This window comes from Arthrobacter sp. W4I7, from assembly GCF_030816215.1.
Lineage (GTDB): Bacteria > Actinomycetota > Actinomycetes > Actinomycetales > Micrococcaceae > Arthrobacter > Arthrobacter siccitolerans_A.
In genome coordinates this window covers 2,070,070-2,084,658 of record NZ_JAUSXU010000001.1, presented here as the reverse complement: position 1 = coordinate 2,084,658, position 14,589 = coordinate 2,070,070, and the positions used below count along the sequence as shown (strand labels likewise).

Below are 14,589 nucleotides of genomic sequence, written 5' to 3'. Positions count from 1 at the left end.
GATGTCAGACCCCGGCGACGTGGCGGACGGCGTCGAGGTACGGCATGTTGATGGCGGCATCAGCCACGGCGCGCACAGCAGGCTTGGCATTGAATGCGACGCCGATCCCGGCAGCACCGAGCATGTCCAGGTCGTTGGCACCGTCGCCCACAGCCACGGTGTGCTCGAGGGCGATGCCTTCGGCTGCCGCCCACTCGCGCAGGTACTTTTCTTTCGCCGCGCGGTCCACCACGGCGCCGAGCACCTTGCCCGTCAGGGCGCCATCCACGATCTCCAGCTCGTTCGCCTGCCAGTAGTCCAGGCCCAGTTGAGCGGCAATCGGCTCCAGGATCTGGTTGAACCCGCCGGACACCACTGCCACCACGTGCCCTGCGGCCTTGAAGGCAGCCACGAGCTCGGCCGCGCCTTCGCTGAGTTTCACTTCCCGGCGGACGTAATGGACGACGTCGGCCGGCAGCCCCGCAAGCACCTGCACCCGGGCGTGCAGGCTTTGGGCGAAGTCCAGTTCCCCGCGCATGGCAGCTTCAGTAACAGCGGCCACCTCCTCGCGCTTGCCGGCATAGGCGGCGAGGAGTTCGATGACCTCCTGTTGGATCAGGGTGGAATCGACGTCCATGATCAGCAGCTTCCGTTCGGCTGAGCGGAGACCGTTCGGAACCAGCGCGGTGTCGAATCCGCTGAGCGAGGCTTCGGCGACCGCATGGCGCAGCCCGGCCAGGCCTGCCGAGGTGGCGTCGGGAAGTTCGAGCGCGGCCACCTGGACCTGGTAGCGCCCGTCCCCGGCGCTGTTTTCCGAGAGCACCTTGGCGCCACGGGAGCTGAGGACGGAACGCAGCTGCTCCAGCCCGGTAGGGGTCATATTCAGGCCATAGCTGACCGCAGTCACGTTCGAAGTCATGCCTGCAATCTTAGCTTTCGGGGGAGCGGTCCCTTGAATTCAAGGCGTCCCGCCGCGATAGAACTCTGCCAGGATTTTGGGTCGGGACAATCGAGGACCACGACGGGAAAGCGTGCGATAGCCATGGCCAGCGCTCCAGGTGCGGCTCCCGGGACCGTATCCAGTCTTTTCCGCCTGAATTTGCGTAGTTGGGCTGGTCACACCGGTTATCAGTCAGCCTCTTTTTTGTCCTAGTGTCTACTCCTATGAGTGATGTTCTGGAACTGGACTCCGTCAGCGTTGTCCGAGGTAAAAAGACCCTGCTGGACAAAGTGGACTGGCAGGTCAACGACGGCGAACGCTGGGTGATCCTCGGCCCCAACGGTGCCGGCAAGACCACACTCCTCCAGATCGCAGCCGCCCGGATGCACCCGAGCAGCGGCACAGCAGGAATCCTCGATGAGATCCTGGGCCGGGTTGACGTCTTTGAGCTCCGCCCCCGCATCGGGCTTTCCTCTGCCGCCCTCGCCACCCAGATTCCCGAACACGAGAACGTCCTCAACGTGGTGGTCACCGCCGCGTACGGCGTGACGGGCCGCTGGCGCGAGGGATACGAGCGCGACGACGAGCGCAGGGCTTTCCGCCTCCTCAACGACTGGGGCATGGGCCCCCTCCTGAACCGCACCTTCGCCACCCTCTCCGAAGGGGAGCGCAAACGCGTCCAGATCGCCCGCGCGCTGATGACCGATCCCGAACTGCTGCTGCTGGATGAACCGGCCGCCGGCCTGGATCTCGGCGGCCGTGAGGAACTTGTCCACAAGCTCGGAGAACTGGCCCGTGACGAGGCCGCGCCCGCTATGGTCCTGGTGACCCACCACCTCGAGGAAGTTCCGCCGGGCTTCACCCACGCCATGCTGCTGCGCGACGGCGGCGTGGTTGCGGCGGGCCCCATCACCGAGGTGCTGACGGCCGGGAACCTCAGCGAGACTTTTGGGCTGGAGCTCGACATGACCGAGAACGCCGGCCGGTACACCGCCGTCGCCCGCCGCTAAAGGCGGCACCGCAGCACCTTGGATCTTCTCAGCAGTATTTTTGTGTCCATCGCCGGCCTCTGGGCCGGCACCATCAACGCCGTGGTGGGCTCCGGCACGCTGGTGACATTCCCCGTCCTCATCGCCCTGGGCGTCACACCCGTGGTTGCTTCAATGAGCAACGCCATGGGCCTCGTTTTCGGGACGGCTGCCGGGGCGTTCGGTTACCGCCGGGAACTGAAGGGCCGCGGCCGCCAGCTGCTGAGGCTGCTGCCGGCGTCCCTCCTCGGCGGCATTTCAGGTGCTTGGCTGCTCCTGCACCTGCCGGAGAAGGTCTTCCACTACGTGGCCCCGGTCCTGCTGGTCCTGGCCCTGCTGATGGTGGTGTTCCAGCCCCGCATGCAGGCCTGGGTCCGCAACCGCGAGGCGAACCCGGAGCACGCCGTTCGGGACAAGCGGCATGGTCTCCTCCTGGTGGTGCTGGTCTACCTTGCCGGTGTTTACGGCGGCTACTTCGTGGCTGCCCAGGGGATTCTGCTGGTGGGTATCCTGGGAATCTTTCTTACGGGCACCATCCAGAACGCGAACGCCATGAAGAACATCCTGGTGCTCGGAGTGAACCTGGTGGCCGCCATCTCCTACCTGCTGTTCGCGTTCGACCGGATCAACTGGCTCGTGGTGCTGCTGATTGCCGTCAGCTCCAGCATTGGCGGACTCCTGGGGGCCAAGGTGGGGCGCAGGCTGTCACCCACGGTGCTGCGCGGGGTGATCTTCGTCCTGGGGCTGGTGGCCCTCGGCTTCATGATCACCAATCTGCTGAAATAATCTCCCGGTGACAATCCACTATCTTGAGTCAGCCGCGGATCCCCGCGTTTCCGACTACACGCAGCTCACGGACGTGCACCTGCGGAAGCTCCGGGAACCTGCCGAGGGCATGTACATCGCTGAATCATCCCGCGTGCTGCGGCGCGCGCTTGCCGCAGGGCACCAGCCGCGGTCCTTCTTCCTGGCCGAGAAGTGGCTGGAGGACCTGCAAGACATCCTCGGTGCCTACCCCGACGTACCCGCCTTCATCGGCAAGGCCGCACTGCTGGAGGAGATTACCGGTTTCCATCTCCATCGCGGTGCCATGGCGGCCATGCAGCGTCCTGAACCTGTACCGCTGCCGGAACTGCTGGCCGGCGCGCGCCGGGTGGCCGTTCTTGAGGACATCGTGGACCACACCAACGTGGGCGCCATCTTCCGGTCAGCCGCCGCCCTGGACATCGACGCCGTCCTGGTGTCGCCCCGGTGCGGAGACCCGCTCTACCGCCGCAGTGTCCGCGTGAGCATGGGCACGGTCTTCCAGGTACCGTGGGCCCGGCTCAGCAACTGGCCGCAGGACCTGTACCTGCTCAAGGACCAGGGCTTCACCGTGGCCGCCCTGGAGTTGACCGACGATGCGCAGGACGTGGACAAGGTGGCCGCGCGGAACCCGGAGAAACTTGCCCTGGTGCTTGGCACCGAAGGCGCCGGCATGAGCGACGAAACGCTCGCCGCCGTCGACCTCGCCGTTAAGATCCCCATGCGCAACGGTGTGGACTCCCTCAACGTGGCCGCCGCGTCAGCCGTCGCGTTCTGGGAGTTGCGTCCCCGCGATCAGGACAAGAACCAAGCACGCAATGAGCGCTGACGCGCGGTTCGCTGGCACCCTGGTTATCCGCTATTATTGATAGCTGGCCGTCCTGCGTCTCTTGGCGCGGATTGCGGCCATCCCATTCATACCTGGCAGCTGGCAAAATCCAGTTGTGCGAACAAAGGTCCCATTATGAAGTCTGATACCCACCCGAAGTACGAAGCTGTTGTTTTCAACGACCTGGCCTCCGGCACGAAGTTCCTGACCCGCTCCACCGTGTCTTCCTCGAAGACCATCGAGTGGGAAGACGGCAACACCTACCCGGTCATCGACGTCGAAATCTCCTCCGAGTCCCACCCGTTCTACACGGGCAAGCAGCGCATCATGGACTCCGCAGGCCGCGTCGAGCGCTTCAACGCTCGCTTCAAGGGCTTCGGCGGCAAGAAGTAATTTACTTTCCCCCAAGCTTCACAGGGAAAGCCCGCACCGGTGACGGTGCGGGCTTTCCGCGTTAACAGCAGCCGCCCGGGCTGCGGCGGCTTGGCGCCGGGGCACGTTCCTGGGGCAGGATGGGAGCCATGACCGCCACGCCATCTCCAGCAGCTGATTCCGTTTCCCGCCGGCACGGTGAGTACAAAGTCCCCGGCGGCAAGCTGGTGGTGGTGGACCTGGACGTCGTCGACGCCCGGCTGGCCAACGTCTCAGTCAGCGGGGACTTCTTCCTCGAGCCGGACGAGGCACTCCTGGACATCAACGGCGGCCTCACGGGACTGCCGGAGAGCGCGACGGCGGCCGAGCTTGCCGCCGTCGTCACGGCTTCACTGCCTCCCAACGCCGCCCTGTTCGGCTTCTCTGCCGACGCCGTGGCCATCGCAGTCCGCCGCGCCCTGGCCAAAGCCACGTCCTGGGCGGACCACCACTGGACCCTGATCGCACCCACGGTCCTGCCCACCGAAATCAATGTTGCCCTGGACGAGGTCCTCACCGAAGAGGTGGGCGCCGGCCGCCGCAACCCCACCCTCCGGTTCTGGGACTGGCAGGAACCGTCAACGGTGATCGGCAGTTTCCAGTCCTACCGCAACGAGGTGGACCCGGACGGTGTGGCGAAGCACGGCATCAAAGTGGTCCGCCGGATCAGCGGCGGGGGAGCGATGTTTATGGAGGCGGGCAACTGCATCACCTACTCGCTGTACCTGCCGCAGACCCTGGTGGACGGACTCAGCTTCGCTGACTCCTACCCGTTCCTGGACGCCTGGGTTATGGCGGCCCTGGAGAAACTGGGCATCACCGCGTTTTACGTGCCGCTGAACGATATCGCCACGGACCAGGGCAAGATCGGCGGGGCTGCCCAGAAGCGACTGGCCAACGGCGGCATGCTGCACCACGTCACCATGAGCTACGACATCGACGCCGACAAGATGGTGGAGGTGCTCCGCATCGGCAAGGAAAAGCTCTCGGACAAGGGCACCCGCAGCGCGAAGAAGCGGGTGGACCCGCTCCGCCGCCAGACCGGCCTGGCCCGCGCGGACATTATCGCGGCCATGATGGAAGTCTTCGCCGAGCGGTATGGTGCCACGCCGTCGGAGCTGACAGCGGCTGAACTGGAAACTGCCCGCGAGCGCGTTGCCACGAAGTTCGGCACTGAGGAATGGCTCCGCCGGGTTCCCTGAGCCCGACGCTGTACCTAGGAGCGCAGTGAAGCGTCGGTTCGGTGAGCAGGGACTGCCCCTGCGCACCGAGGCGGGGCTTCACTGCGCAGGACGGTACAAATCCGCAAACTTACCCGGCAGGTGAACCGGCGGCCTGCGCGGTGAGTGCCCGCAGCAGGTGGCTGCGCTGCTCGATGATGATCCTGCGCAGCGCCCGGGGAGCGTCCGCGTTCGAGGCCAGCCACTCGTCCGTCCGCCTCATCACCGGATGCTCCGCCGGATCGGCCCCGTCCGCCAGGTCCTGTGCCAGCGGGTAGAGGCCCCGGACGATCCGGCTGGCGATCTCGATGCTCCGCCCGTCCCACACGGCCCGCAGGCAGTTAAAGTACGGCGCCACATACGGTTCCAGCAGTTCCGCCGGGGCTGTTATGAACCCGTTGATGGTGGCGGTCAGCAACTGGTTGGAGAGTTCGTTGCCGTGCACTGCCGCGTTCCATGCCGCGGCTTTGACGTCCGGATCTGGGCGGGCGGCGAGCGCTGTAGCGTGGCCGGCGCGTCCCGATGCCGTGGTGTCCCGGGCCAGCTCGGCGTCCAGCTCAGCGGCCGTTGCCTGGCCGTTTGCCGCCAGGGCATGCCAGATGTGCCAGCGCAGCTCGGCGTCCACTGCCAGGCCTTCCACCGGAGCTGTCCCGTCCAGCAGGCCCTTGAGCCTGGGCAATACTGAGTCGTTGTGCCTGCTGAGGGTTACGAGCGTCCGCGCCCAGGCCAACTGCTGGTCCGAGCCCGGCCTTGCCCGCTCCAGTTCGGCGGCCGCGGCGGCCAGGAAGGAGGCCCGCACGGCAGCCCGCTCCACGGCAGGCGTGTAGCGTTCGACGGCGGTGCTTGCGTTGTCGAGAATGTTCAGCAGCACACCGATTCCGGTTTCAGCCGGAGCGAAGGCGGCCACGGCATCGACGTAGCGCACCGCCGGGCTCTCGCCGTCCCGGGCCGAGTTCCACAGTGCAGTCCAGCAGAGGGCCCGGGCCATGGGATCTGCGATCCGGTCCAGGGACGTACGGACTGTTGCCTCAGATGCCGCATCCAGCCTGACCTTCGCGTACGTGAGGTCGTCGTCGTTGACCAGCAGGAGCGCGGGCCGCGGCTTGCCGGCGAGCTGGGGGAGCTCCGTTCGTGCACCCGTCACGTCTGTTTCGAAACTTCCGGTCCGCGCCAAGGCGCCGTCGCCGTCGAAGTCGTAGGAACCCACGCGCAGCCGGTGCGGCCGCAGCTCTTCCCGTTCCGTCACCGGATCGGTGGCCTCCTGGACGATGACCACCTGGCCCGGGACGCCGTCGTCGTCCCTTGCTGTGGCAAGGGGAGCGAACTCCAGGGAGAGGGTGGAAATACCCGAGGTCTGCAACCACTGCTGCGCCCAGCCGGCCAGGTCCCGCCCGGAGGCGGTGCCCAGTGCTGACAGGAGGTCCGCCAGGGACGTGTTCCCGTACGCGTGCTTGCGGAAGTACGCGCGGGACCCGGCGATGAAGGCCTCGAAGCCCACGTAAGCCACCAACTGCTTCAGCACCGAGGCGCCCTTGGCGTAGGTGATGCCGTCGAAGTTCTGCTTGGCGGCCTCAAGGTCCGGGATGTCCGCGACGATGGGATGGGTGGTGGGCAATTGGTCCTGGACGTAGGCCCAGGCCTTGCGCTTGTTGGCGAAGTTGACCCAGGCGGTGTCCCAGCCGGTGGCCCGGTCCACACCCAGCGTGCCCATGTAGTCGGCAAATGATTCCTTGAGCCACAGGTCATCCCACCACTGCATGGTCACCAGGTCGCCGAACCACATATGCGCCATCTCGTGCATGAGGGTGTTGGCCCGGGCCTGGTACTGGGCATCGGTGGCACGGGAGGTGAAGACGTAGCTTTCGGTGAAGGTCACTAGGCCGGGGTTCTCCATGGCGCCGAGGTTGTATTCGGGCACAAAAGCCTGGTCGTACTTGCCCCAGGGGTACGGGTAGTCGAAAAGCCGGTTGAAGAAGTCCAGCCCGTTCCTCGTCAGCCGGAACAGCTCGTCGGTGTCGAAGGAATCCGCCATGGATGCCCGGCAGTAGAGGGCGAGCGGGACGTCCAGGGAGGTGCCGTCGTCGAGCGTTGCCTGCCAGCGGTCCTCCGCCTTGAAGTAGGGGCCGGCGAGCACCGTGGTGATGTACGTGGACATGGGCCCGGTGGTGGCGAAATCCCAGCGTGCCGTGTCGGGGTCGCTGGTGAGGAGGGTGCGGTTGACCTCCGCCCCGTTGGAGGCGACGTGCCAGTGCGCGGGCGCCATCACGTGGAAGGTGTAGGTGGCCTTGAGGTCGGGCTGTTCAAAGTTGGCGAAGACCCGGCGGGCGTCTGCCGGCTCGTACTGCGTGTAGAGGTAGCACTGGCCGTCCGCGGGATCCACGAACCGGTGCATCCCCTCGCCGGAGCGGCTGTAAACGGCTGTTCCGGTGACGGTCACCTGGTTCTCGTCCTGCAGGTTGTCCAGCCTGATCCTGGCGCCGTCCACCACGTCCGCCACGCGAAGTCCCTTGCCGTTCAGGAACACGCTGTGCACGTCACTGCCGATGAAGTCCAGGAAGGTGGAGCCGCCCGGCTGTGCGGTGAAGTTGATCACGCTGCGGGTTGGATATGCGGCAACCTCCGGATCCGGCGCCTGCCGCACGTCCAGCGAGACGTCGTAACTGGTGGTGCTGATCAGGGCTGACCGGGCGGCAGCTTCGGCGCGCTGCAGATTCTCATGTGACACGCAGCTATCTAATCACGGGGGCTGGTGTCCAAAATCACGCCGTGATCAGCAGGGCGGCCGCCAGCCCCAGGAGGGCGATCAGGAGCCAGGATGCAAGGGCTGCCAGGAGCGCCCGTCCGCCGGTGAGCAGCAGCGTACGGATCCGGACCGCCGATCCCAGGCCGAACAGCGCGGCGCCGAGCAGGATGTCCTGCAGCGCCGCACCTGCCTCCAGCCACCCCGCGGTGAGCCAACCCGTGGAGCGCAGGCCCACCATGGCGATGAAGCCCAGGACAAACAACGGCACCACCGGCGGAAGCTTGGCCTCTGCATCGCCCGCCTCCGCGTCTGCCGCCGCGCCTTCCCCGGCGCCTGCCCGGTCCCGCACGGCGAACCGCTGGTGCGCACCGGCTATGGCGGCCACGGGCGCCAGCAGCAGCACGCGGGTGAGTTTAACCACGACGGCGACGCCCAGTGCCGCGGTCCCTGCAGTTTGCGCCGTGGCCACCACCTGGCCGACGTCGTGCACCGAAGCGCCCGTCCAGGCGCCGAAAGCGGCCGGGGAGAGTTGCAACGGATGGACGAACAGGGGCAGGACGCCGATGGCAAGCGTCCCGCACAGTGTCACCAGCGCCACCGGCAGGACGGTGTCCACGTGCCGGATCCGCCGGATGGCGGCCATGGCACCGATGGCGGAAGCGCCGCAGATCGAAAACCCCGTAGCCACCAGGAGCGAGGTCACGGGCGGCAGCCGGAACAGCCGCGAGATCAGGTAGGTCCCGCCGAAACTGGCCGCGACCACCCCCGCGATCAGGACCAGGGCAAGCCAGCCCAGTCCCAGCACGTCCATGATGCTCACCTTCAACCCCAACAGGATGATCCCGCCGCGCATCAGGTGCTTGCCCGCGAAGTCCAGCCCCGGCCGGGCCCTGCCGGCCGTCCACACCCCGGCGCCGGGCAGGTTGGCTGCCAGGACGCCCAAAACGACGGCCAGGGTCATGGCAGGAAGCACGGGAACCAGCCGGTGGACGAGGAAAGCCGCGGCCAGCGCGACGGCCGCAGTAGCCAGGCCCGGGATCAGCCGGTCAGCGCGTTCGGGAAGTCCCTGACCGGGGGCTGGGAGGCTTCTGCTGACTGGCACTCACCTACTGTGCCGGAAAAGTTGCGGAATCCACGAACCAGGCGGCGTCCGCCAACACGCCAGAATGGATGGCAGTAATGAATTCGAAACAAAAAGATGGTTGGCTTGAGGACATGTCAGACCTATTCCAGGATTACTCCGTGGCCGCCGGCCGCACCGGAGCCTACGACGAGATGTTCGCCCCCGGACAACAGGCCCGGAGCTCTTATGAGCAGGTGGCGGACGCGCTTCGCAAGCTTTCCCTCGCCGATGTCAGCGCTCGCGCCGACTCGATGGCCCGCACCTTCCTGGACCGTGGTGTCACCTTTGATTTCGCCGGTGAGGAGCGCCCGTTCCCGCTGGACATCGTCCCCCGCGTCATCCCCGCGGCGGAATGGGATGTGCTGGAGCGCGGCGTGGCACAGCGCGTGCGCGCACTCGAGGCGTTCCTCAACGACGTGTACGACAAAATGACCGTAGTGTCCGACGGCGTGATCCCGCGGCAGCTGGTGACCACCAGTGCGCACTTCCACCGCCAGGTCCACGGCTTTGAGCCGGCCGGCGGCGTCCGGGTGCACATCTCCGGTATCGACGTGGTCCGCGATGCCGCGGGCACGTTCCGGGTGCTGGAGGACAACGTGCGCGTCCCGTCCGGCGTGAGCTACGTCCTGGAGAACCGGCGGGCCATGGCCAAGGGCCTGCCCGAGGCCTTCGGCCAGCAGCTCATCCGGCCGGTGGAGGAGTACCCCCGGCGGCTCCTCTCGGCCCTGCGCAAAACCGCCCCCGCCGGTGTGGACGATCCCACCGTCGTCGTCCTCACGCCCGGCGTGTTCAACAGCGCCTACTTCGAGCACACCCTGCTGGCAGGCCTCATGGGTGTTGAACTGGTGGAGGGCCGCGACCTCATCTGCCGCGGCAACCGCGTGTACATGCGCACCACGGCCGGTGAGCAGCGCGTTGACGTCATCTACAAGCGGATCGACGACGACTTCCTGGACCCGCTGCAGTTCCGCGCCGATTCGATGCTGGGCTGCCCCGGACTCGTCAACGCGGCCAGGGCGGGCGGGGTGACCATCGCCAACGCCGTGGGCAATGGCGTTGCCGACGACAAACTCGTCTACAGTTACGTCCCTGACCTGATCCGCTACTACCTCAGCGAGGAGCCCATCATCGCCAATGTGGACACCTACCGCCTTGAAGAGAAGGAAGCGCGGGAGTACACCTTGGACAATGTCTCCGAACTCGTGGTCAAGCCGGTGGACGGCTCCGGCGGCAAGGGCCTGGTGATCGGACCGGACGCCTCCAATGACGAGCTGGACGCCCTGCGCCAGCGGATCATCGCCGACCCCCGGGGCTGGATTGCACAGCCCGTACTGCAGCTTTCGACGGTGCCCACGCTGAGCGGCGACAAGTTCGGGCCCCGCCACGTGGACCTGCGCCCCTTCGCAGTGAACGACGGCGACAACGTCTGGGTGCTGCCCGGCGGCCTGACCCGCGTGGCCCTGAAAGAAGGCTCGCTGATTGTGAACTCCAGCCAGGGCGGCGGCTCCAAGGACACCTGGGTCCTGGCGGACTCGCCGCAGGTGCCCGTGGAAACCGTGCCGCGGCCCTCCATCTCGGTCCGCGAACGCGTGTCCGTGTGGCCGGTGGAAAGCAATTGGCGTGACCGCCAGACGGAGCAGCAGCAGTGAGCACGGCCGCTAACGAGCCAATGTCTTTTACAGTTTCGGGCCCGCAGGAGGTAGCCGCGAATGCTTAGCCGTATTGCCGAATCCCTTTTCTGGATCGGCCGGTATGTGGAACGGGCCGACGGCACCGCCCGCATCCTTGACGTCCACCTGGAACGCCTGAACCACCTCCCCATGGAGGAACGCAGAAGCGTGGCCCAGGAGCTCCTGGCAGTGATGGGCGCACGCCCGCAAAGCGAAGACTTCGGCCTGCCCGAGCTGCTCCACGCCCTGGCCTACGACAAAACCAGTGCCACCTCCATCGCGGGGTCCCTCGGCGCTGCCCGGGAGAACGCCCGCCGGGCCAGGGAGACCGTTTCGTCCGGCCTCTGGGAGAGCCTGAACACCACGTACTACGGGCTGAGCCAGCACCGCAAGGACGTGGTGGGCACCTACCGGTTCTGCAACTGGACGCTGGAACGCACGGCCATGGTGAGCGGTCTTGCGGACACCACCGTAAGCCACGACGAAAGCTGGCTGTTCCTCGTGCTCGGACGCTCGCTGGAACGGGCCGACATGACCGCCCGGATGCTTTCCACCCGTGACGTCCTGTCCGCAGGAATGTCCTGGGTCAACATGCTCCGGTGCGCCGGTGCCTACGAGTCCTTCCTGCGCACCCGGCGGGCAGCCTTCGGTGACCAGCATGCCGCCGAATTCCTGCTCCTGGACCGGCTGTTCCCGCGGTCCATCGTGTATGCCCTGCGCGATGCGGACGAGTGCCTGGCCAAACTGGATCCCTCCGCGCAGCGGGTGGGCTTCATCAATGACGCCCGCCGCATTGTGGGCCAGGCCCGCACCTTCCTTGAGTTCCACCGCACGGACGACCTGATGTCCGAACTGCCGGAACACATGGAGCGTGTGCAGAAGGCAGTGTCCCAGGCCTCGGACGCCATTTCCCGTAAGTACTTCAATCAGGCGGACGAACTGGCCTGGGTGGGAGAAGTTTCATGACCCGGCTGAGTATCGTTCACAAGACGGCCTACAAGTACAACAAGCGCGTCACCCTGTCCTACAACGAGGCCAGGATGACGCCGCTCACCGACTCCCAGCAGGTGGTGCTGGAATCGGTGGTCAAGGTCTCCCCGTCCCAGGCGGCCGTCAGCACCTACCGCGACTACTGGGGGACCAGGGTTACGGCGTTCGACATGCAGATGCCGCATGAGCACCTCGAGGTGGTCTCCAACATCACGGTGGAAGTCCACCGGGCGGAGAAGATCCCCTCCGAGTCGGACATTGCCGGCTGGGACGTCCTGGCTTCACCCGAGACGCTCAACACCTACAGCGACTGGCTTCCCCAGTCCCGGCTGAGCGGTCCCGGCGACGAAGTCCTGGGCATCATCCCGGGCGTGGTCGAAGGCAAGAACCCGCACGACGCTGCTATGGCGGTGTTTGAGTGGATGCGCGGGGAGATGACGTACATGTCGGGTTCCACCGCCGTCACCACCAACGCGGAGGAGGCCTGGGGCCAGCGCAAGGGGGTGTGCCAGGACCTCGCCCACCTCGCCATCGGTTCGCTGCGCAGCTGCGGCATTCCGGCCCGGTATGTGTCCGGCTACCTGCACCCGCGCTCCAGCGCGGGAATCGGCGAGACCGTTGCCGGGCAGTCGCACGCCTGGCTGGAGTGGTGGGACGGCGACTGGCGGAGCTGGGACCCCACCAACCACAAGCCCGCCGGGGACTTCCACGTCACCGTGGCCAGGGGCAGGGACTACCGTGACGTGCCCCCGCTGAAGGGCATCCTGTCCGGCGGGGGCGGCTCGGCGCTGAATGTCAGCGTGGAAATCACGCAGCTCGCCTGACCTTTAAGGGCTGCCTGCCCGGCCGGGCCAGGCAGGCCCCGTTCCTACTCCGGTGACGCCTTGGTGGCGCCGCTGAGCTGGGTCCACCAGGTGAGCGGCTCGGTCACCTTGAACCGGCGGCCGGTAATGCTGTCCGGTGTGATCCTGACGAACGCGTCCTTCTTCCCCGCCTGCCAGGGGAAGAGGTACAGCCTGGCGGTGTCCATCACCTGTTCGGTGCCGGTGACGACGTCGGCTGTGCCTTTGGCCACCACGCTCCAGGCGAGCCCGCTGTCCGGATCCACGCCATCGGCTTCCAGTGCGACCGCGGCGCCTTTCGAGGCGCCGCCCAGCTTGGTGCCCTCGCCGGTGCGGAAGACGAGCGTCCCGCCGTCGACTGTGTAGTTGATGGGGAAGATGTCCGGGCGTCCGTCGGCCATGACCGCGAGCCTGCCCACGGAGACCGTCCGCAGCATGGCCCAGCACTCGTGGTGTTCCAGATTCTGTACCTCAGGGGATGTCTCGCCGCTCATGCCGCTGAGCTTACGCCTACCAGGGGCTGGGCTTGTAGTCCTTGAGGAACACCCCGTACTGGTCCTCGCCGTTCTCACCCATCACGATGGGATCGTAGACGCGTGCGGCTCCGTCCACGAGGTCCAGGGGCGCATGGAAGCCCTCCTCCATCAGCCGGACCTTGGTGAAGTGGGGGCGCTCGTCCGTGATCCAGCCCGTATCCACCGCGGTCATCAGGATGCCGTCAGTCTCCAGCATCTCCTGCGCGCTGGTCCGGGTCATCATGTTCAGCGCAGCCTTGGCCATGTTGGTATGCGGGTGGCCGGGGCCCTTGTAGGCGCGGGAGAACTGGCCCTCCATGGCCGAGACGTTCACAATGTACTTCCGCCGCGCCGTGGACAGCTTCATGGCCGGCCGCAGCCTGCTGACCAGCAGGAACGGAGCGGTGACGTTGCAGAGCTGGACCTCGAGCATCTCCAGCGGATCCACCTCGTCCACCACCTGCGTCCAGCTGTTGATGGTGGCCAGGTCCGGAACCAGCCCGCCGGCGTCGATCGCCGTCCCGGAGGCGATCCGCTCCAACGAAGCCGAACCGGTGGAAAGGGCCAGCGAGGTGATGGCATCCCCAGCGAGGACCGGATGCTCGGTCACGCTGCTCGCCAGGGCCAGCGGGTGCTTGTCGTGCGCATGGCCGAAGGTCACCAGCTCGGGGCCGCCGTTGGCCGCTTCCAAGGCGGCAGGCAGCGGCTCGTCCTCGGCGTCCACCAGGGGCTTGTAGGCGTTGCCGGACCGGCGGACGGTCTGGGCGGCGTTGTTGATGATGATGTCCAGCGGCCCGGCCTCGTTGAGGGAGTCGGTCAGGGCCATGACCTGGGCTGGGTCGCGCAGGTCGATGCCAACAATCCGGAGCCGGTGCAGCCACTCGCCGCTGTCCTCCATAGCTGCAAACCGGCGCGCGGCGTCCTTGGGGAACCGGGTGGTGATGGTGGTGTGCGCACCGTCGCGGAGCAGCCGGAGCGCGATGTACATCCCGATCTTGGCACGCCCTCCGGTGAGCAGGGCACGGCGGCCGGTCAGGTCGGTGCGGGCGTCGCGTTTGGCGTGGTTAAACACGGCGCACTCCGGGCAGAGCTGGTGGTAGAAGGCGTCCACCTGGGTGTAGTGCTGCTTGCAGATGTAGCAGGGGCGGGACCGGATGAGGTGCCCGGCCACCTTGCCGGTGGCCGAGGGGGCCAGCTTGTTCCCGCGGGTTTCATCGTCGATCCGGTCCGGCGCGGCGGTGGCCGTCAGGGCGATGACTGCCCGGTCAGCCTCGGAAATCAGGTCGCGTTTGCTGACCCGGCGGTGCCTCTTGACGGCTTTGAACATCTTGCCGGTGGCGCGGCGCACCGAGATGTAGTCCGGGTGCTCCTCGTCATAGGCGTGGATCGTGTTGAGGACCTTGAGGCATGCCTGGATTTCCTCAGGCGTCAGATCGGGGAAGCTCATTGTACTGATTTTACAGCCTGGGACACCCCGCGGACCCCACCGTCGCAG

Annotated in this window: 13 protein-coding genes; 8 read left to right on the top strand and 5 right to left on the bottom strand. The window is 66.6% G+C overall.

Features of this window, described 5'->3' with window-relative positions; translation table 11 throughout:
• Positions 1 to 4 precede the first annotated feature (4 nt).
• Entirely contained in the window at positions 5 to 898 is an 894-nt protein-coding gene (serB, locus tag QF047_RS09670; RefSeq protein WP_307276105.1) for a phosphoserine phosphatase SerB, read from the bottom strand.
• 245 nt (positions 899 to 1,143) lie between these two features.
• Here serB and QF047_RS09665 point away from each other — a divergent pair, with 245 nt between their 5' ends.
• The 5 genes from QF047_RS09665 to QF047_RS09645 all read left to right on the top strand — a co-directional run bounded on the left by QF047_RS09665 (position 1,144) and on the right by QF047_RS09645 (position 5,193).
• On the top strand, positions 1,144 to 1,929 hold the full coding sequence (locus tag QF047_RS09665; protein ID WP_306633449.1) for an ABC transporter ATP-binding protein: 786 nt from the start codon (positions 1,144 to 1,146) through the stop codon (positions 1,927 to 1,929).
• Between the two features lie 18 nt (positions 1,930 to 1,947).
• Positions 1,948 to 2,733: a sulfite exporter TauE/SafE family protein gene (locus QF047_RS09660; protein WP_306633451.1), complete on the top strand. Its 786-nt coding sequence runs from the start codon at positions 1,948 to 1,950 to the stop codon at positions 2,731 to 2,733.
• A gap of 7 nt (positions 2,734 to 2,740) precedes the next feature.
• A complete protein-coding gene (locus QF047_RS09655) occupies positions 2,741 to 3,580 on the top strand; it encodes an RNA methyltransferase (protein WP_306633453.1) in 840 nt (279 codons plus the stop codon).
• Positions 3,581 to 3,715: 135 nt separating this feature from the next.
• Positions 3,716 to 3,973 carry a type B 50S ribosomal protein L31 gene (locus QF047_RS09650; protein WP_018761303.1) on the top strand — a complete coding sequence of 86 codons (258 nt, stop codon included), beginning with the start codon at positions 3,716 to 3,718 and terminating at the stop codon, positions 3,971 to 3,973.
• A 128-nt stretch (positions 3,974 to 4,101) separates the two neighbouring features.
• Positions 4,102 to 5,193, top strand: a complete 1,092-nt coding sequence (locus QF047_RS09645) for a biotin/lipoate A/B protein ligase family protein (protein WP_307276096.1) — start codon at positions 4,102 to 4,104, stop codon at positions 5,191 to 5,193.
• Between the two features lie 109 nt (positions 5,194 to 5,302).
• Here the strand turns inward: QF047_RS09645 and pepN are convergent, their stop codons facing one another.
• Complete coding sequence (pepN, locus tag QF047_RS09640) at positions 5,303 to 7,936, bottom strand: aminopeptidase N (protein WP_307276094.1); 2,634 nt, start codon at positions 7,934 to 7,936, stop codon at positions 5,303 to 5,305.
• A gap of 34 nt (positions 7,937 to 7,970) precedes the next feature.
• A complete protein-coding gene (locus QF047_RS09635; RefSeq protein ID WP_373427759.1) occupies positions 7,971 to 9,056 on the bottom strand; it encodes a YeiH family protein in 1,086 nt (361 codons plus the stop codon).
• A gap of 113 nt (positions 9,057 to 9,169) precedes the next feature.
• Between QF047_RS09635 and QF047_RS09630 the strand changes: the two genes are divergently transcribed.
• Genes QF047_RS09630 through QF047_RS09620 form a run of 3 tightly spaced genes read left to right on the top strand, consistent with a single transcriptional unit; the run spans position 9,170 to position 12,561 of the window.
• Positions 9,170 to 10,726, top strand: coding sequence for a circularly permuted type 2 ATP-grasp protein (locus QF047_RS09630; protein ID WP_307281873.1), 1,557 nt, complete (start codon positions 9,170 to 9,172; stop codon positions 10,724 to 10,726).
• A 60-nt stretch (positions 10,727 to 10,786) separates the two neighbouring features.
• Positions 10,787 to 11,713 carry an alpha-E domain-containing protein gene (locus QF047_RS09625; protein WP_018761308.1) on the top strand — a complete coding sequence of 309 codons (927 nt, stop codon included), beginning with the start codon at positions 10,787 to 10,789 and terminating at the stop codon, positions 11,711 to 11,713.
• Positions 11,710 to 12,561 (top strand): transglutaminase family protein, encoded by an 852-nt coding sequence (locus tag QF047_RS09620; RefSeq protein ID WP_306633461.1) that lies wholly within the window; start codon positions 11,710 to 11,712, stop codon positions 12,559 to 12,561. Before QF047_RS09625 ends, QF047_RS09620 begins: the two co-directional genes overlap by 4 nt.
• Positions 12,562 to 12,605: 44 nt before the next feature.
• Here the strand turns inward: QF047_RS09620 and QF047_RS09615 are convergent, their stop codons facing one another.
• Both QF047_RS09615 and QF047_RS09610 read right to left on the bottom strand, forming a co-directional pair.
• On the bottom strand, positions 12,606 to 13,073 hold the full coding sequence (locus QF047_RS09615) for a pyridoxamine 5'-phosphate oxidase family protein (RefSeq protein ID WP_307276087.1): 468 nt from the start codon (positions 13,071 to 13,073) through the stop codon (positions 12,606 to 12,608).
• A gap of 16 nt (positions 13,074 to 13,089) precedes the next feature.
• Positions 13,090 to 14,541 carry an SDR family NAD(P)-dependent oxidoreductase gene (locus QF047_RS09610; protein ID WP_307276084.1) on the bottom strand — a complete coding sequence of 484 codons (1,452 nt, stop codon included), beginning with the start codon at positions 14,539 to 14,541 and terminating at the stop codon, positions 13,090 to 13,092.
• Between the last annotated feature and the right edge of the window lie 48 nt (positions 14,542 to 14,589).